The sequence below is a fragment of the Vitiosangium sp. GDMCC 1.1324 genome (assembly GCF_003044305.1).
In the GTDB taxonomy this organism is placed as follows: domain Bacteria; phylum Myxococcota; class Myxococcia; order Myxococcales; family Myxococcaceae; genus Archangium.
In genome coordinates this window covers 35,768-54,085 of sequence record NZ_PZOX01000007.1, presented here as the reverse complement: position 1 = coordinate 54,085, position 18,318 = coordinate 35,768, and the positions used below count along the sequence as shown (strand labels likewise).

Here is an 18,318-nt window from a genome sequence, read left to right as displayed (position 1 = left end):
AGCGTGTCACGAAAGCCGCTCACACCAGCCGCGCGCCTCCGTCCACCTCCAGGACCGTTCCCGTCATGAAGCTGTTGCTCACCAGCAGCTCCACCGCCGCGGCCACGTCGTCGGGCTGGCCGATGCGCCGCGCCGGCACCCGGGCTTTCGATTGCTCGAAGTACTGGCTCTTGAGCTCCCCCGGCACGCCGTTCCACCACGGCGTGTCGATGACGCCCGGCGAGACCGCGTTCACGCGCACCGGCGCGAGCTCCACGGAGAGCGTGGGCACCATCACCTCCAGCGCGCCGTTGATGGCTCCCAGTCCCGCCCCTCCCGGCACCACCGCCCGGGCGGAGATCGCCGTGATGAAGGTGATCGACCCGGACGCCGCCAGCCGCTTCAAGCCCACCTGAGCCACCCTCAGTTGCGCCACCACCTTCTCCTGGAACCCCTCCGCCAGGGTCTCCAGCGGCAGGCTCGCGAAGGCGCCCGAGCCCTTCCGGCCGCTCAGGCAGATGACCAGGTGGTCGATGGGACCCGTCCGCTCGAAGAAGCGCTCGACGCTCGCCACGTCGGCTCCATCCACCACCTCCGCCCGCACCTGGTTCCCGAGCCGCGCTCGCGCCTCTCGCAGCGCATCCTCCCGCCGGCCGCCAATCACCACCTCCGCCCCCCGCCTGCTCAGCCGCGCCGCGACCGCCTCACCGATTCCCGAGCTGCCACCCACCACTGCGATTCGTTCAGCCATGACCTCTCCCTTGTCGAGACGATTCGTCTCGTAATTAATCGAGACGGTTCGTCTCGTCAATCCGAAGGCGGCCCGGTAGGGTGCGGACATGGATTCGACACCCCGGCCCCACACGGGAAGAAAGCGGAGCGAGGCCTCGCGTCTGGCCGTGCAACACGCGGTGCTCGAGCTCCTCCGGAGCGAGGGTTACGCCGCGCTCACGTTCGACAAGGTCGCCGCGCTCGCGAAGGTGGGGAAGCAGACCATCTATCGCTGGTGGTCCTCGAAGGGGGCGCTGGTGCTGGACGCGCTCGCGGATGAAACCTCGGAGCGCATCACCGAGCCCGACACGGGGACGCTGGAGGGCGATCTCTCGACGTTCCTGCGGCGCAGCTTCGAGGTGCTACACGGAGACAGGCCCACCGAGCCCATCCTCAAGGCCCTGGTGGTGGAGACCCAGGTGCGTCCGGAGTTCCTGGAGCAGTTCCGCCACCAGTTCATCGAACGGCGGCGCCAGGCACTGCGCGCGGTACTGGAGCGCGCCCACTCACGAGGAGAGCTGCCCGCGTGGGTCGACCGGGAGCTCCTCATCGACCAGGTCTTCGGGGCGCTCTGGTACCGGCTGCTCTTCGGTCATGCGCCGCTCGACCGGCACTTCGCGGACGCGCTGGCGCACCATCTGGCCAACTTCAAGGCGACTCCTTCCGAGCCTTCTCCTCGGCGCAAGAAGGACGGGGGTCGCAAGGACTGAGCCCCAGCCCTGGAGGGGGGACGGGCCCGCCCTCCAGGACGCGGTGGCTCAGCCGCCCTTGAGGTTCGCGAGCGCGAAGTCCCAGTTCACGAGGCTCTGGAAGAACGTCTCGATGTACTTGGGCCGCGCGTTCCGGTAGTCGATGTAGTAGGCGTGCTCCCAGACGTCGAGCGTCAGCAGGGCCTTCTGGCCGTGCTTGAGCGGAAGGTCGGCGTTGGGCGTCTTGGTGACCGCGAGCTTGCCGTCCTTGTTGAGCACGAGCCAGGCCCACCCGGAGCCAAACTGCGTGGCGGCCGCGTTCGAGAACTCCTCCTTGAAGCGCTCGAACGAGCCGAAGTCGCGCTTGATCGCGTCCGCGAGGTCGCCCGTCGGCTGACCACCACCGTTCGGCTTCAGGCTGTTCCAGTAGAAGGTGTGGTTCCAGACCTGGGCGGCGTTGTTGAACACGCCCCCGTCGCTGCTCAGGATGACCTGCTCGAGCGACTGGTTCGCCTCGGGCTTGCCGTCCAGCAGCTTGTTCAGGTTGTTCACGTACGCGGCGTGATGCTTGCCGTGGTGGTACTCGAGCGTCTCAGCGCTGATGTGGGGCGCGAGGGCATCCTTCTTGTACGGCAGCTCCGGCAGAGAGAACGGCATCGGTCGCTTCCTTTCACGGATACAGAAGAGGTGGCGGACGATTACACACGTTCTGCTCACGAATCAGCAATGATTCTAATCTATTGGCGGATTTCCAATCTGATGGCCCATCCCCGGCCCTGACTAACGTCGGCAGTCGAACGACACGACTTCGATGCGGTCCTTCCACATCCGGCCATCGCTGAACCGCTGCACTGCCTCCCATCGCGCCCGGCCACCGAGCACGCCGGGGCACTCCAGGGAGTCGATCGGAACGTCATCGCGGTTCCAGGTCCGCACCTGCATACAGGGGTACACCCAGCCGTCGATGACCGCCTCCACGTGGGGCTCGAGCACACGCCGCACGTCGATGAAGCCCTCCGCGTCGGGAGCCCGGGTCGAGGACGCGAGTTGAGGGATGCATTTGGGAGGTACGAGTGAGTGGCCCTGGTCATAGCGGATCCACAGTGGACCCTCCGCCCGAGGTGCACCTACCCGCTTCCAGACCTCCTCCACCAGGCCGCCCGCCTCGTACTGACGGCCCAAGAAGGGATAGACCTCGTCGCCACAGAGCTCCATGAGGCTCGTGGTGCGCTCGAACACCTCCACGGGGATCGATTCACCCTGGAGCTCGAGACGGTCCTGGCGCAACAGCTTCTCGGTGGGCTTCGAGCGCCGGGCGTAGCGGTGCATGCCGTGAAAGGCCCCATGGCCTAGCGCGATTCGTACAACCGCATCGTCAGGCTCGGAGATCAGCCTTTGACGAAAGACAGCGAGCTCACGGCCATCCCCAGGAATGCGCCGCATCACGAGGGTGCTGCCCTTGCCACAATCAAACCAGCTCAGCGGTTCATCCCCCGCCCAGGCTGGAGCGGGGCGCACTTCCCTCGGACTTCGAGCGCACGCGCCCGCCACCAGCAGCAACCCGAGCAGGCGGGTCCTCCGCATCACGTCCTCCGCTCACCGGTGGGCACGGGAAGCTCCGCGTCCAGGAACATCTCGCGCTTCTCCAGCGCGAGCGCGTCCCGGCCGAGCCGCAACGACGCCAGCGCGTACACCGCGACGACGCCCAGCGACACCACGCCCACCGAGAACGTCACCACCGGCAACACGTCCGGCACGCCGAAGCGCCTCTGGGACAGGTACAGCAGCGACGTCAGCACGAACGAGATGAGCGCCCCGTAGGCCAGGCTCAGCGCCCTCGCCAGCAGCACGTGCCTCCGGTCCAGGATGGCCACCTCCAACCGCAGCACCTCGCGCCTCGGGCTGCCCTCCGGCAGCGCGCGCCACTCGCGCACCATGTCCCGCGTGCGCGCCGTCATCCGCCCAATCTGGTTGTCCAGCCCCGTGGCCAGGATGCCGCACGCGGACACCATCACCGCCGGCGTCACCGCCGCTCCAATGAGCCGGATGGAGGAGATGTCCGTGACTCCCGTCGCGTCCATGCGCCCCTCTGTCCCATCCACCCCCTTCCCGCGCAAGCCCGGTCGCCTGCCCTCCTACATCCCGACACTGGCTTCATGACAGTGGCATTTTATCAGTGACGACTTGACACCACCACTGTCGAGTCTTACTGTCAGGGCCGTGAGCACGACGAACACACGCAAGGAGTGGAAGCTGACGGAGCTGGCCGAGGCGGCGGGCGTGTCCCCCCGCACCGTGCGCTACTACGTCCAGCGCGGGCTCCTGCCCGCTCCCCCCTTCAAGGGGCCCGACACCGTCTACGGGGAAGAGCACCTGCAGCGCCTCAAGGCCATCCGCGCCCTGCAGGCGAAGTTCCTCCCGCTCGACGCCATCCAGGTGGAGCTGGCGAGGCTGAGCCCCGAGGAGCTGAAGGCCCTCGCCGATGCAGGGCCGGCCAGCCTCACGCTCGCCTCCCCGGCCCCCGCTGAGGAGTCCTCCGAGCCGGCCCCCGAGGCCCCGCCGGTGAAGAGCGAGGCCACACCTGTGTCCCCCGACACCGGGGTGACAAGCTGGCGCCGCTGGGAGTTGGCGCCGGGGCTGGAGCTGCAACTCGCCGACACGGCGGACACGAAGACCCGGGCGCTCGCGGAACGCATTCGCGCCCTCATCCAGGAGTCCCAGGAAAGGTAGAACCATGGAGAACGAGAAGGCAGGTCTGTACACGCAAAGCGGTGCCCAGGTTCCCCTCCAGGGCGTGGATGTCTCCGGTGAGCTGCTCGGCGGCCATGCCCGGGTGCGCGTGCGCCAGCGCTACCGCAACACCGAGCCCAAGCCCGTCGAAGCCGTCTACGTCTTCCCCCTCCCCTCCGACGCCACCCTCACCGCCTTCTCCATGGAGTGCGCCGGCCGCCGCGTGCAGGGCATCCTCAAGGAGCGCGACGAGGCCTTCCGCGCCTATGACGACGCGGTGACGGCCGGCCACGGCGCCGCGCTGCTCGACCAGGAGCGCCCCAACGTCTTCACCGCCCAGGTGGGCAACCTGCTGCCCGGCGAGGAGACGCTCGTGGAGGTGGAGTTCCTCCAGGCCATCCAGATTGAAGAGGGCTGCGTGCGCTGGGCCCTGCCCACCCTCGTCGCGCCCCGCTACATCCCCGGCACGCCCTCGGGAGACCGCAGCGCCCACGGTTGGGCCGATCCGACAAACCGCGTCCCCGACGCGGACCGCATCACCCCTCCCGTGGGTGACGCGCGCTACGGCCTCACGTTGGACCTGCTCATCTCGCTCGGCCGCGAGGTGGTGGTGGAGAGCCCCTCGCACAAGCTGGACATCTCCCGCGCCGAGAACGGCACCCGCGTGAAGCTCTCCCAGCCCAACGTGGCGCTGGACCGCGACCTCGTGCTGAGCATCCGCGGCCAGGACATGAGCACCCCGCTCACCACGCTCGTCACCCACCGCAAGGGCGAGCAGCCCGGCACCTTCGCCCTCACGGTGGTGCCGGACCTGCTCGGCATGGCCGCGGGCCCCAAGCGACAGGAGGTGGTGTTCGTCGTGGACACCTCCGGCTCCATGGGCGGCGAGAGCCTCCCCCAGGCCCAGGGCGCGCTCCGCCTGTGCCTGCGCCACCTGCGCGAGGGCGACCGCTTCAACATCATCGCCTTCAACGACTCCTTCCAGCTCTTCTCCAAAGAGCCGGTGACCTTCACCCAGAAGACGCTGGAACAGGCCGACCGGTGGGTGGCCGCCCTGCACGCCAGCGGTGGCACCGAGCTGCTCCAGCCCATGGTGGCCGCGGTGCAGGCCGTGCCCGAGGGCGTGGTGGTGCTCCTCACCGATGGCCAGGTGGGCAACGAGTCGGAAATCCTCAACGCGGTGATGGGGGCGCGCAAGACGGCGCGCATCTACTCCTTCGGCATCGGCACCAACGTGAGTGACGTGCTGCTCAAGGACATGGCCCGGCAGACGGGCGGCGCGGTGGAGTTCATCCACCCCGGCGAGCGCATCGACGACAAGGTGGTGGCCCAGTTCTCCCGCGCGCTCGCGCCCCGCGTCACCGGAGTGGAGGTGCGCTTCGAGGGCGTGGAGGCCTCGGAGCTGGCCCCCGCCGAGCCCCCACAGCTCGTGGACGGCACGCCGTGGAGCCTCTTCGGCCGCTATACCTCGCCCGGCAGTGGCAAGGTGGTGCTCAAGGGGAAGTCGGGCGCGGAGACGTTCTCGCTCTCCATCCCCGTGAGCTTCCCCGCCGAGAGCGACCGGCCCGCGGTGGAGAAGCTGTGGGCCGCCGAGCGCATCCGCGCCTGGCAGGACGCCGCGCTCGTGGGCCGGCGCGCCCAGTCCCTCAAGGAGCGCATCGTCCAGCTCGCGCTCGCGCATGGCATCGTCACGCCCTACACCTCCTTCGTGGTGGTGGAGGAGCGCACCGGCGAGCGCCGCGCCTCGGGCCAGCCGGAGACGCGCGTCGTCCCCGTCCACGCCCCCGCTGGCTGGGACATGTTCGGCACGGCGAAGCAGGAAGAGGGCGCCGCGGCCCCGGCCTCCGCGGGTGGAGCGGCGCGGTCGCGCATGCCCTCGAAGAAGCTCTCGGTCCACGTCGGGAGCGCGCCTCCGATGGCCCCCGGCGCCATCCCTCCCATGGCCCAGGCGCCGGCCCCCGCGTACGCGCCGCCTCCTCTGGCTCCCACGGCAGCATCCGTGGCCGTCGCGGCGGGTCCGGGCGGCTCCGCCGACAAGAGCAAGGGCAGCCTCCGCCTCGGAAAGGCGCGCAAGGAGATGGCCCCGGCGCCCGAGCCCATCGTCGAGAGCGAGCAAATGGCCTCCATGGATTTCATGGAGCTGGAGCGAGCGGAGGAGAAGTCCGCCTCGGACGGTGGAGTGGGTCTGCTCGAGCAGCAGCTCGCCAGCGGCCTGTGGGCGGGCACCGGGACGGGCCCCGAGCCCGTGCGCCAGGCCCGCGCCACCGCGCTCGCCCTGCTGGAGCTGCTGCGTCAGGGCATCACCAGCAGCCACGCCCTGCACGGCGCGCAGGTGAAGAAGGCCGTGGAGGCACTGCTCGCGCTCGTTCCGCAGTTGAGCGGTGCTCCCGACGTGGCCGAGCTCGTCCTGGGCGTGGCGTGGCTCGTGGCCGCGGGCCCGCGCACCCGGGGGCGCATCGCCCAGGCCGCCCAGCCCATCGCGGGCCTCAGCTCGCGGCTGGAGAATGAAGTGGCCCTGCGCCAGCACGTGGACGCGCTCGCCGCGCGCTGAGCCGGGCCACCCGGGTTCCGTCGCCGAGGCACCTGCCGTGTGCCTCGGCGGCGGCCGTCACTCCGCGGCGACCTGGAGCACGAGCTTGCCCGTGTTCTCCCCTTTGAAGAGCTTCAGCAGGGTGTCGGGGAACGTCTCCAGGCCCTGGACGATGTCCTCGCGCGACTTGAGCTTGCCCGCGGCCATCCAGCCGGCCATCTCCCGCGCCGCCTCGCCGTAGCGCGCCGCGTAGTCGAACACCACCATGCCCGTCATGCTCGCGCGATTGACGAGCAGGGACATGTAGTTGGATGGGCCCTTCATCGGACCCGTGGCGTTGTACTGCGAGATGGCGCCACAGATGATGATGCGCGCATGCATCGCGAGCTGGGTGAGCACGGCATCGAGGATGTCGCCGCCCACGTTGTCGAAGTAGACGTTCACGCCCTTGGGGCAGTGCGCCTTGAGCGCCTTCTTCACGTCCTCGGACTTGTAGTCGATGGCGGCGTCGAACCCGAGCTCCTCCACGAGGTACCGGCACTTGTCGGCGCCCCCCGCGATGCCCACGACGCGACAGCCCTTGAGCTTGGCGATCTGCCCGACCACCGTGCCCACCGCACCGGCCGCGCCCGAGACCACCACGGTGTCCCCCGGGTTCGGCTTGCCGATGTCGAGCAGGCCGAAATACGCCGTCATCCCCGGCATGCCGAGCGTGCCGAGGTAGACCGGCAGCGGAGCCACCTTCGGATCGACCTTGGCGACGCCCTTGCCATCGGAGAGGGCATACTCCTGCACGCCGAAGTGGCCGATGACGTAGTCGCCCACCGCGAACCCGGGGTGCTTGCTGGAGACGACCCGGCCCGCGGCTCCGGCGCGCATGACCTCGCCGAGGTTCACGGGCGCGATATAGGACTTGCCCTCGTTCATCCACCCGCGCATCGCCGGGTCGAGCGAGAGGTAGAGCACCTTGACCAGCAGCTCGCCGTCTCGCGGCTCCGGAACGGGCTCCGAGGTGTACTTCCAGTCTTCGCGCTTGGGCATGCCGACCGGACGAGCGGCCAGGCGGAACTGATGATTGGTGGCGTTCATGTTGCTCCTGTTCGGTGAGAGCCGGCGGCAGCCTACCCGCCGGGTGCCGCCATGAGATTCCGGGCGCGCGGATTCGGTGCGCCCTCGGATGAGGCTCATCACTTTGTGATATTTATGAAACGATAAGTCCGCGGAAACAGGACCGTGGGTTCGTACCCCACCCGCTACAGCGACTCGAGGAAGGTGAGGAGTGCATCGCGCTCGTCCTTCGAGAGCTGACGCACCGCCTCGCGAGAGGCCTCGGCCTCGCCGCCGTGCCAGAGGATGGCCCCCATCAGCGAGCGCGCCCGGCCATCGTGCAGGAAACGCGTGTGCCCGTTGACGGTGGCCGTCAGCCCGATGCCCCACAGCGGCGCCGTGCGCCACTCGCTCCCCGAGGCCTCGAAGTCCGGCCTCCCGTCCGCGAGCGCCTCGCCCAGGTCGTGCAACAGCAGGTCCGAGTAGGGACGGATGTTCTGCCCGGACAGCTCCGGGTGGCCCTCCAGCGTGCCCGTGGTGAGCGTGGGCCGGTGGCAGCCCGCGCACCCCACGCGGTGGAAGAGGGCCTTGCCCTGGAGCACCCGGGGCGAGTCCACGTCCCGGCGCGCCGGCACGGCGAGCACGTGCGCGTAGAAGGTGAGCGCTGCCAGTCGATGGTCCTCCACCTCCGGGGCTCCTCCCGGGGGTGCGTCCCGGCAGGCCTGCTCGGCGGAGGTGCAGGGCTGCTCGGGGAACAGGGACGTGGTGAGCCCCATGTCTCCGAGGAAGGCCCCCGCGCTCTGCTGCTCGAGGTCCGGCTGGTTGGCCTTCCACCCGAAGCGCCCCAACACCGTCCGGCCCTGGCGCACGCTCCACACACGGTTGGGCCGGCCGGAGATGCCATCCCCGTTCGCATCGTCCGGGTCCGCCCATTCGAGCACCGTCTCCTCGGACACCGCCGCCAACAGGCCGAGCCCGTACAACGGTTGCGCGAGCCGTGGCGACAGCATCGTGTCCGGGTGCAAGGGTCCGTGGGCCGGCTCCTCCAGCACGTACTCCGGGGCCTGGAGGGTGAAGGCCTCTCCGTCCGCGAAGGTGCCCGGACGCGGCGAGTGGTTCACCACCACCCACGCCTCGGCTGGCACACCAGGAATGCTCTTCGGCTGGAGCTGGTCTCCGTACGTGGGCTCGGGGAGCGGACCGCCGTGGGACGTCGTGCCCGGGATGCTCAGACGCACCAGCAGCGCCTCCCCCGTGGAGCCGGGCTCGTCCGGCGGCGCGGCCCGTCCGTTGGCCGGGTGGCACGAGATGCAGGCCACCGCGTGGAAGACGGGGCCCAGCCCGTCACGGTCCGCACGGCTGCTCGAGGCCGGTGCCGGAACCCAATCAATCTCGAAGACGCCTCGCCCCGAGACGAAGCTCGAGCGCCGCTCCAGCGTCAGCGCGGGCAGCGCCTGCGAGAAGGCCTGCGCGCTCGTATTGGAGACGGTGCCCCCCTCGCCGCCCGACAGCGCCTCGTCGGGCTCGACCACGTCCCAGCGGACGGGGGGCTCTTCGTTCGGAGGAGGCGGTGGGTCCTCGCGGCACGCCGCCAGCGACAGGGCGAGCGCCGCCGCCAGCACCCCTCCGTGGAACACCCTCATGGCAGCTTCACCTTCACGGGCTCGGGGAAGCTCCAGTTGTTCTGCAGCTCGTCATTGCCGAGCGAGCCGTTGCTGTTCCAGCCCCACCCGAAGAGCAGTCCGTCCTCGCGCAGACCCAACCCGAACGTGGAGCCCGCGGCGACGTCCCGCAGCGCGGAGAGACCCACGACCGCCTTGTCCGCGAGAGGCTGGACCTGGTGGTCCTTGCCGCTCTGCCCGTTGCCGAGCTGCCCGTTGAAGTTCTGGCCGAAGCCCCACAGCGTGCCGTCCGCCTTCAACGCAAGGCCGAAGTTGGAGTTGGCATAGACGGCCACCACGTCCGTCAGGCCCACGACCTTCACCGGTGCGAGCACCTCGAGGCCCGAGCCGCCCTCGCCGTTGCCCACCTGACCACTGGCGTTGAGGCCCCAAGCGGACACCGTGCCGTCCGAGTGCAGAGCCAGCACATGGTCACGCCCGCTCGCGATGTCCACCACGCCAGAGAGGCCCGGCACCTGCGCGGGCTCGGGGTGCGCATCCGAGTCCGCGATACCCTGGCCCAGGTTGCCGAAGTTGTTATTGCCCCAGACCCACACGGAGCCGTCCCGCGTGAGGGCCACCGACTGCTGCGAGCCGCCCACCAGCTTCACCACGTCCTTCAACCCGTGCACGGGCACCGGGTAGTCGCGGTCCGTGGTGGTGCCATCCCCGAGTTGCCCGTTGTTGTTCTTCCCGAAGGCCACGACGGTGCCGTCGGCCTTCAACACGAGGGCATGGCTAAATCCGAGCGCGCCGGACACCGCGTCCGTCAGCCCGGAAACCTGCGTGGGCCGGTTGCGGGCCTGGGTGTCCGGAGTGCGCGTCTGCCCCTCCACCGGAGGAGTCCCGAGGCCGAGCTGCCCGCTGGCATTGGCGCCCCACGTCCACACCGTGCCGTCCTCACGCACCACGAGCGAGGTGTTGCTGTTGATGGCGATGGAGGCCACGCGGGACAGGTCCGCCACCACCGTGGGAGTGGCACGCGCCGTGGTGTCACCCTGACCGAGCTGGCCCTGGGTGTTCTGTCCCCAGGTGTAGAGATGCCCACCGCGCACCGCGCCGCCATGCAGGCCGCCGGCGGATACGAGGTTGCCGAAGTAGAAGGACACGGAGGACTCGGCGATGTTGCCCACGGCGTCCTCGGCGCGCACCACCACGGTGTTGGTGCCGGGACGAGGCATCAGGTCCAGCACGAAGGCCCGCCCGCTCTCCGCCTCCGAGGACTCGAGTGCCCGCGTCTCCTCACCGTTGAGCCGCCAGGTGAGCCGCCGCACACCGGAGTCATCTCCCGCCGTGCCCTCCAGCCGAATGACCTGGTAGGTGCCCAGGCGCTGCGCCTCGCGCGGCGAGGTGATGAGTACGGTGGGCGGCGTCAGGTCCGCCACGGACGGCGGGGTGTTCGTATCGGGCGGCGGCTTGCCACCACAGCCCCACAGCAGCACGGCTCCAAGAAGGGTGTAAGACGTTCGTCGGTGCATGACTCTCCCTTCACCGGAGCACGTCTCCGGTGGAAAGCCCTGCCGGTAACGTATCCCCGGGACGAGCACAACCCGCCCACTGACTCAGCGGACGGGAGATCTGATGGAGTGCAGGCGAAACTCTTGGACCTGGTCCCGAGACTCCGTGCATATCCCCACTTCCCCTGGGAGCTGACTGGGATGGGAGGCTCTCAACCCAGTTCGTGCGCTCGGCGGGCTGAAGCCACAGGCGCAGCATTGTTTTCTTCACTTTGGGGGTAGTGGCTTGTCGGGACGTACGGTCCCGGTACGCTCCGGTCATGCCCACGAGCGAGAGCAGTACGCGCAAACCCCACGTGGTGATCCTGACCGCGATCACACTGGAGTACCGGGCGGCGCTTCAGGTGGAGGCTGGCGCCTGGGAAGGGAACCACTGGGAAGAGGAACCTGGCCCCAACGGTCTTCCGGTGGCGTTCCGCACGTTTCGCGGCAAGGGAGGGAGGCCTCTGCGCGTGGCGGTGGCGCAGGCGGGGGACATGGGGGCAGTGTCGGCGACAAATGCGCTGCTGCCCCTGGTGCAGCGGTATGGCCCGCAGTGCGTGGCGATGTGCGGCGTGTGCGCGGGCCGCCCCCAGAAAACGAATCTTGGCGATGTGATCGCAGCGGAGAGGCTGTTCTTCCACGACACCGGCAAGAAGCTTCCAGATGAGGTGCAGCAGGATCTCAAGACGTACAACCTCCGCGACGACTGGAAGGTCGCGCTCGAGCACTTCAACTTCGCCGGGCGATTCCGAGACGAAGCGTGGTGGAAGTCGCGTCCCGTGCCCTACGAGTGGCAGGAAAACTGGGTCCTCGCGAAGCTCAATGAGGGCATCGCTGACCCATCTGCGCTCCCCGAGTGCAATGAGTGCTGCCCGCAGTGGGAGACGGTCATCGAGTCGCTCTGGAAATCCAGCCACGTGCTGGAGGGCACGCTCAGCCTGACCGACAAGGGGCGGAAACGAATCGGTCCCATCCTCATCAAGCACCGCAACCGCCTCCCCGACACCACTCCCTCGGGCGCTCTGCTTCCCTTCAAGGTCCACGTCGCACCGATGGGCAGCGGTAACCAGGTCGTCGAGGATGAGAAGGTTTGGAGCTTCATCTCCGAGCACATGCGCAAGACGCTGGGCGTGGAAATGGAGGCTGCGGCCCTCGGTGCACTGGCTCATGCCCAGCGGGACTGGAAGCTCGACGCGCTGGTGATGAAGGGGGTAATGGACTTCGCCAACCATGGCCGCGACGACCACTTCAAGGAGTTCGCCGCCCGGGCCTCGGCCGAGTGCTTGCTTGCGTTTCTTCGCGAGCGGCTCGACATAGAGGTGGCACCCGATGTCGATGACCTCCTGGTTCCAGGTGCCGAGACGTTGCCGGACAATCCGCCCCCATCAGCGCTCCTCAATGCACGCTACGAGGTCGTGCCCTTCCACGAGCAGGGGCGAGAGGAGCTACTCTCGGAGCTCGACCGCTGGTGCGACGAGGGGCCATCGGTCGCCGTGCGTTTGCTTCATGCGGAGGGCGGTGCGGGCAAGACACGGCTCGCCATCGAGTGGACGCGCCGCCGTAAGGCCATCGGTTGGGCCGCTGGCTTCCTGGCGAAGGGAGCACCCGAAGACTGGTTCGAGCGCTTGTGGGGGCTCGGGCAGCCGGTGCTGGTGGTGCTCGACTACGCAGAGAGCCGTTCGGGCCTGCGCGAGGTGCTCATGCGGGCCTTGCGTTACGCCAAGCAAGAGGGCACGGGTGTTCTCCGCCGGATGCGCATCCTGCTTCTCGCTCGCAACGATGGCGACTGGTGGCAGTCGCTACGGCAGTCCGACACGGCGCTGGGTTCATGGCTCGATGCGACGCCTCCAAAGCTCTTGCCACCGCTGGTCAGGGAAAAGGCCAAACGCGAGCAGGTGTTTCACGAGGCCGCGGAGAGGTTCGCGAAAAAGCGAGGAAAGGTGTACGTGAAGCGCGCATCCCCCCCGCTCACGGATGCGCATTTCGAGCGAGTGCTCTATCTGCACATGGCCGCGCTTGCCTCGGTGGAGGGCCTCGCCTTCGAGGCGAACACACTGATGGATGTGATCCTCGACCATGAGGAACGCTTCTGGGAAGTACGCGCCCAGCAGGAAGACGTGGCGCGCTCGCTGCAACGTTCACTGGCGCGGCAGCTGGTTGCAGCCGCCACGCTCCGAGGGGGGCTCGCGGATCTTTCCTCTGCGTCCACTGTTGTCGGACGGCTCCTCGGCCGCACTCCTTCCTCCGATGAGCAGGCACTGCTTTTACTGCTCCAGCGGCTCTACCAGCGCACCAGCGTGGAATCCGCCGTATTCCTTCCCGCCCTGGAACCGGACCTCCTCGGTGAGGGCATGGTGTGCCGTGTTGCCTCACCGAAGCTCAAGGGAGATCATCCTCCGGACGACTGGATCGACCGGGTGCTCCCTGCCGAAGAGGAGCAGCGTGTCGTGGGGACGAGTCTGGAGGTGCTCGGCCGTATATCCGCCACACAACCTGCCATGGTGAGACCGTGGCTCGAACGACTCCTCGCGCACGCGTTCCAGCAGCGCGCGCGCCTCGCACTAGAGGCCGCAAGGGCAGTCGGACTTCGCACCGCGTACTCGGTGCTCGGCGACATACTTGCCGAACACCTCGAAGCGAAGGGTGACGCAGTGTTGGCCCGTGAATTGGAGGCGGTGGGTATCCCTGAGTCCACGGTTTCGCTTCGTAGGGTCGCCGAGTGGACGACCCGCACGCTTTTGAAAGCCCTACCCGCCTTGGAGGATGGGCGAGAGCTCGCCGAAAGGGCGCGGCTTCTCAACAACTTGGGCGCCAGTTTGAGCGCGCTGGGCCGCCGCGAGGAGGCTCTGGAGGCCACGCGCGAGGCCGTTGACGTCTACCGTGAGCTGGCCCAGCGCAACCCCGACGCCTTCCGTCCCTACCTCGCTGGCAGCCTCAACAACCTGGGCGCCATGTTGAGCGAGCTGGGCCGCCGCGAGGAGGCCCTGGAGGCCACGCGCGAGGCCGTTGACGTCTACCGTGAGCTGGCCCAGCGCAACCCCGACGCATTCCGTCCCGACCTCGCCATGAGCCTCAACAACCTGGGCAACAGGTTGAGCAAGCTGGGCCGCCGCGAGGAGGCCCTGGAGGCCACACGCGAGGCCGTTGAACTCCGCCGTGAGCTGGCCCAGCGCAACCCCGACGCATTCCGTCCCGGCCTCGCCATGAGCCTCAACAACCTGGGCAACATGTTGAGCGAGCTGGGCCGTCGCGAGGAGGCTCTGGAGGCCACGCGCGAGGCCGTTGACGTCTACCGTGAGCTGGCCCAGCGCAACCCCGACGCCTTCCGTCCCGACCTCGCCATGAGCCTCAACAACCTGGGCGCCAGGTTGAGCGAGCTGGGCCGTCGCGAGGAGGCTCTGGAGGCCACGCGCGAGGCCGTTGACGTCTACCGTGAGCTGGCCCAGCGCAACCCCGACGCCTTCCGTCCCTACCTCGCTGGCAGCCTCAACAACCTGGGCGCCATGTTGAGCGAGCTGGGCCGCCGCGAGGAGGCCCTGGAGGCCACGCGCGAGGCCGTTGAACTTCGCCGCAAGCTGGCCAGGCGCAACCCCGACGCCTTCCGTCCCAACCTCGCTGCCAGCCTCAACAACCTGGGCGCCAGGTTGAGCAAGCTGGGCCGCCGCGAGGAGGCCCTGGAGGCCACACGCGAGGCCGTTGACATCTACCGTGAGCTAGCCAAGCGCAACCCCGACGCCTTCCGTCCCGACCTCGCCATGAGCCTCAACAACCTGGGTGCCATGTTGAGCCAGCTGAGCCGCCGCAAGGAGGCCCTCGAAGCCACGCGCGAGGCCGTTGCCGTCTACCACAAGCTAGCCAGGCGCAACCCCGACGCCTTCCGTCCCGACCTCGCCATGAGCCTCAACAACCTGGGCCTCAGGTTGAGCGAGCTGGGCCGCCGCGAGGAGGCCCTGGAGGCCACAGGCGAAGCTGTTGAAAATCTCTGGCCCTTCTTCGAGCGACTCCCATCCTCCTTCACGCGGAACACCGCCATCATGCTCCGACAGCTTCTGGAGCTTCACGAAGCCCTCCAACGCCCACTTCTGCCCGAGCTTCAGGAACGCATCGCCACCTTCGCGCGCCTTACCAAGTCTTGACCCGCCATTATCCGGTGGCTGCCGAACAGTCCCGCGCGTCGCTACACTGCATTCCGGCGGCCTTCGACAATCTTCAGGAACGAGCGGGTGAGCAGTTCCCCCAGCGTCAGACCGGAGGCCCGCGCCTCCTCCTCGGTGATGGCGCCGCAGGAGATGCCGCGCAGGAAGTAGTTCAACAGGCCCTGACCCGTGGCCGCGTCGTCGAACACGTCCCCGAGCAGCGTCGCCTGGGCAGCCTTCTCGATGAACGACTTCAGCCGGCGCGAGGTCGCCTCCAATCCCTCCAGGAAGAAGGCATACACCGCCGCGTAGCGCACCGGGAGTTGGGCCGGGTGCAGATCCCACCCTTGATAGAAGCCTCGCTCCAACGAGTTGCGCGTGTGGTCGTACGCGAGCCGCCACGCGCGATGAACCACCTCACGGTTCTCCTGCTGCTGCGCCTCCGTCAGCGGGCTCGTGCCCTTCTTGTGCGGGCCCACCGGCATGACGTTGGTGGCTCCGTCCGAGAGCGCCACGTCCATGCCCGCCAGGGATAGTTGCATCAGCCCGCGCACGAGGTTGCTCGCCGGGTGCGTCATGCTCTGGTACGCGGCGGTGATGCCAAGCGCGGCCGTGTAGTCATACACGCCAAGGTGCGCCCCGACGCAGCGTCCCTCCGCCGCGGCCACCAGGCCCGGCAACGCGAGCCGCCCCTCCCGGTCGAAGATGGACTGGGGCGTCTCCACCATCAACTCCAGCCGCAGCGCACCGGCCGACAGGCCGCGCTCCTGCTCCAGCACCTCGAGCATGCGCACCAGTGCCGTCACCTGCTCGGGGGAGGTGACCTTCGGCAGGGTGACGACGAAGTTCTCCGGCAGCTTGTTGCCCGTACGCTCCAGCAGCGTGGTGACGAACAGGTCCAGCGTGCGCGCGGCCCGGTCGACCAGTTCCTCGGAGAAGGACTTGATGCGGATGCCGATGAAGGGCGGCAGCGTGCCCTGCGCCATGCCCTTCGCCACCTCCTCGGCGGTGGACACCGCGTGGCCGTCCTCCTCCGCCGCTGGCCGGTGGCCGTAGCCGTCCTCGAAGTCGATGCGGAAGTCCTCTACCGCCTCTCGCTGGAGCTTCGCCTCCACGCGCTCGTAGACGCTCCCAGCAACCCCCGCCGACAGGTCCAGGCACCTGGCGAGCGTCCCGGCGTCCGAGGCGTACTCCTTCAGCGAGGCCAGGGCCACCTGTCCCATCTTCCTCGCCGTGTCCGCCTTGAAGAGGTGGGCGCCCCCGTACACGACGTGCACGGGCTGACGGCGCGAGGACTCGCCCGGGTACGTCCGGGAGTACGCCTGGTTGGCCTTCCTCAGCGCCTCACGCGCGGCGGAGATGCGCTCCGGCTTCAGGGTCGTCTTCATACGAGGAGGATGTCAGCTCCCGCGGTAGGTGGAGTAGCCGAAGGGGCTCAGCAGCAGTGGGACGTGGTAGTGCTCGTCCGCAGCGGAGAGCTCGAAGACCACCGAGACGTACGGATAGAAGCCTCGGACGGAGTGGGCCTTGAAGTACTCCGCCGTGTGGAACGTCATCCGGTAGGTGCCCGACTCCAATCGCGTACCAGCGGGCAGGAAGTCGCGCACGCGGCCATCCGAGTTGGTCGTACCGCGAGCCAGCTCACGCCAGCCATCGCCGGCCTGCACTTCCAGGGTGATGGGGACGCCCGCCGCCGGGCGGCCCCACTGTGTATCGAGAACGTGGGTGGACAGGGTGCTCATGGGGAGGTGAAGAGCTTCTCCAGACGGATGCGGGTGATCTTCGCCTGCTCGCCGGCCGCGACTCGCAGCTCCACGTCCGGCGCGTTGTTCATGCGCTCGCGCAGGAGGGCCAGCATCTCCCCAGCGCTCTTGCCCGTGGCGCACACCAGGAAGATGAAGCCGAAGCGCGTCTCGTATTCGCGGTTGCCGTCGGCGAGCCCCTGCAACACCTCTTCGCTCGCGCCCTGCACTCCGCGTTGCTCCTGGGAGGACCAGGTCGCGGTGGTCTTGTACTTCTCCCGCAGCTTGGAGACGTCTCCAATCCGCGGGTGGTGCGTCATCGCCTCGCGCCAGTCCTCGGGTCCCGTCTGGGCCCAGAGCCGGTCGGCCTCCGCGTACACGGCGGCCTCGCTGGCGAAGGGGCGCGCCCTGGCCATGCCCTCGGCCCAGCGCAACGAGCCGCAGCAGCGCATCAGCTCCGCCCGGGCCTCCTCGAACGGGAGGCCATTGAGCCACGCGAGCCTGCTCACACCGCCCGCCCGTGCACGCGCAGCCGGCTGATGCCGCCGTCCGGGAAGATGTTGAGGCGCACGTGGGTGAAGGGTCCCTTGGCGCGCAGCTCGGACTCGAAGAAGTGCTGGTGGTGCGCCTGGAGCTTGGTGCGCGGGAGGATCTCCTGCCAGGTGATGTCCTTCGCGTTGGCGAAGTCGAGGATGTCCTCCTTCAGGGAGCACCCCTCCAGCGAGCACGTGTCCGGGTAGTTGCCCTTGAAGTGGTTGGTGTCCACCTCCACGCGCTGCAGGGTGCCAGGGGCAGCGAGCTTCACGACAATCCAGTCGAAGCCCGGCACGCGCTTGCGCCGGGTCTCCCAGCCCTCGCCCATGGTGGCCGCTCGGCCGGGGAGGATGAGGTTGTCCTTGGGCCCGAAGAACGCGTCATTGCACGTCACGACAATGCCGCCGTTCTCCGCCGCGGCCAGGTCCACCAGCTCCGCGCCGCGCAGCTTCTCCAGGTCCGGCTTCACCACGCCGTGGACTCGGAAGCGCGCCACGCCGCCGTCCGGGTAGATGTTCAGGCGCAGGTGCGTCCAGCGCCGCTCGCTGGCCACGGGCAGGTAGTTCTGCGTGCCGCCCGCCAGCTTCGTCCTCGGGACGATCTCCGTCCACGTGGCCTTGATGAGCTCCTCGGTCGACGGCTGGCCCTGGACCTCGAGCGCGTCCACCGAGGCGTACTCGGGGAAGTTGCCGAGGAAGTGGTTGGTGTCCACGTTCACGCCGCGGACGACTCCGGGCAGGCCGAGCTGGAGGAGGCACCAGTCGTAGCCCGGCACGCGCTTGCGCCGCGTCTCCCAGCCGTCCATCCACTTGCCGAACTCGGTGAACTTGTCCGGGATGAAGACGCCTCGGCCCGGCTTGAGCAGGTTCTCCTTGGGGGCGAAGAACTCGTCGTTGGCGTAGAGGGCGCGGCCACCCACCTTCTCGGCGGCCAGATCAATGAGCTCGGCGAAGGCGACTCGCACCTTGCCTTCCTCGGGTGTGTGCATGCGGGGTGTTCT

General features: G+C 68.5%; 15 protein-coding genes. 4 read left to right on the top strand and 11 right to left on the bottom strand.

What is annotated here, in order from left to right; translation table 11 throughout:
- Positions 1-19: 19 nt before the first annotated feature.
- Positions 20-730, bottom strand: coding sequence for an SDR family oxidoreductase (locus DAT35_RS21365; RefSeq protein WP_108068961.1), 711 nt, complete (start codon positions 728-730; stop codon positions 20-22).
- An 88-nt stretch (positions 731-818) separates the two neighbouring features.
- On the opposite strand from DAT35_RS21365, the gene DAT35_RS21360 reads away from it, so the two are divergent.
- Positions 819-1,460, top strand: coding sequence for a TetR/AcrR family transcriptional regulator (locus tag DAT35_RS21360; RefSeq protein ID WP_108068960.1), 642 nt, complete (start codon positions 819-821; stop codon positions 1,458-1,460).
- A gap of 48 nt (positions 1,461-1,508) precedes the next feature.
- Here DAT35_RS21360 and DAT35_RS21355 read toward each other — a convergent pair whose 3' ends face one another.
- The 3 genes from DAT35_RS21355 to DAT35_RS21345 form a co-directional block, all read right to left on the bottom strand.
- Entirely contained in the window at positions 1,509-2,096 is a 588-nt protein-coding gene (locus DAT35_RS21355) for a superoxide dismutase (RefSeq protein ID WP_108068959.1), read from the bottom strand.
- A gap of 123 nt (positions 2,097-2,219) precedes the next feature.
- Positions 2,220-3,023 (bottom strand): hypothetical protein, encoded by an 804-nt coding sequence (locus DAT35_RS21350; RefSeq protein WP_146209817.1) that lies wholly within the window; start codon positions 3,021-3,023, stop codon positions 2,220-2,222.
- Positions 3,023-3,520, bottom strand: coding sequence for a DUF2721 domain-containing protein (locus DAT35_RS21345; RefSeq protein WP_108069295.1), 498 nt, complete (start codon positions 3,518-3,520; stop codon positions 3,023-3,025). Before DAT35_RS21345 ends, DAT35_RS21350 begins: the two co-directional genes overlap by 1 nt.
- Positions 3,521-3,659: 139 nt before the next feature.
- Here DAT35_RS21345 and DAT35_RS21340 point away from each other — a divergent pair, with 139 nt between their 5' ends.
- Positions 3,660-4,169: a helix-turn-helix domain-containing protein gene (locus DAT35_RS21340; RefSeq protein WP_108068957.1), complete on the top strand. Its 510-nt coding sequence runs from the start codon at positions 3,660-3,662 to the stop codon at positions 4,167-4,169.
- 4 nt (positions 4,170-4,173) lie between these two features.
- Positions 4,174-6,720, top strand: a complete 2,547-nt coding sequence (locus tag DAT35_RS21335) for a VIT domain-containing protein (protein ID WP_108068956.1) — start codon at positions 4,174-4,176, stop codon at positions 6,718-6,720.
- Positions 6,721-6,777: 57 nt separating this feature from the next.
- On the opposite strand, the gene DAT35_RS21330 is transcribed toward DAT35_RS21335, so the two are convergent.
- From DAT35_RS21330 to DAT35_RS21320, 3 genes are all read right to left on the bottom strand, one after another.
- Positions 6,778-7,788, bottom strand: a complete 1,011-nt coding sequence (locus tag DAT35_RS21330; RefSeq protein WP_108068955.1) for an NADP-dependent oxidoreductase — start codon at positions 7,786-7,788, stop codon at positions 6,778-6,780.
- Between the two features lie 164 nt (positions 7,789-7,952).
- The gene (locus DAT35_RS21325; protein WP_108068954.1) at positions 7,953-9,389 is read right to left on the bottom strand and encodes a di-heme oxidoredictase family protein; all 1,437 of its coding nucleotides are present in this window, start codon (positions 9,387-9,389) and stop codon (positions 7,953-7,955) included.
- Entirely contained in the window at positions 9,386-10,885 is a 1,500-nt protein-coding gene (locus DAT35_RS21320; RefSeq protein WP_108068953.1) for a chromosome condensation regulator RCC1, read from the bottom strand. Before DAT35_RS21320 ends, DAT35_RS21325 begins: the two co-directional genes overlap by 4 nt.
- 335 nt (positions 10,886-11,220) lie before the next feature.
- Here DAT35_RS21320 and DAT35_RS21315 point away from each other — a divergent pair, with 335 nt between their 5' ends.
- A complete protein-coding gene (locus DAT35_RS21315; RefSeq protein ID WP_233261617.1) occupies positions 11,221-15,042 on the top strand; it encodes a tetratricopeptide repeat protein in 3,822 nt (1,273 codons plus the stop codon).
- A 41-nt stretch (positions 15,043-15,083) separates the two neighbouring features.
- Here DAT35_RS21315 and DAT35_RS21310 read toward each other — a convergent pair whose 3' ends face one another.
- Genes DAT35_RS21310 through alc form a run of 4 tightly spaced genes read right to left on the bottom strand, consistent with a single transcriptional unit; the run spans position 15,084 to position 18,306 of the window.
- The gene (locus DAT35_RS21310) at positions 15,084-16,430 is read right to left on the bottom strand and encodes an aldolase/citrate lyase family protein (protein ID WP_108068951.1); all 1,347 of its coding nucleotides are present in this window, start codon (positions 16,428-16,430) and stop codon (positions 15,084-15,086) included.
- Between the two features lie 12 nt (positions 16,431-16,442).
- Complete coding sequence (uraH, locus tag DAT35_RS21305; RefSeq protein ID WP_108068950.1) at positions 16,443-16,784, bottom strand: hydroxyisourate hydrolase; 342 nt, start codon at positions 16,782-16,784, stop codon at positions 16,443-16,445.
- Positions 16,781-17,293, bottom strand: coding sequence for a 2-oxo-4-hydroxy-4-carboxy-5-ureidoimidazoline decarboxylase (gene uraD / locus DAT35_RS21300; RefSeq protein WP_108068949.1), 513 nt, complete (start codon positions 17,291-17,293; stop codon positions 16,781-16,783). The genes uraH and uraD overlap by 4 nt, the downstream gene beginning before the upstream one ends.
- Positions 17,290-18,306, bottom strand: a complete 1,017-nt coding sequence (gene alc, locus DAT35_RS21295; RefSeq protein WP_108068948.1) for an allantoicase — start codon at positions 18,304-18,306, stop codon at positions 17,290-17,292. Before alc ends, uraD begins: the two co-directional genes overlap by 4 nt.
- Positions 18,307-18,318 lie beyond the last annotated feature (12 nt).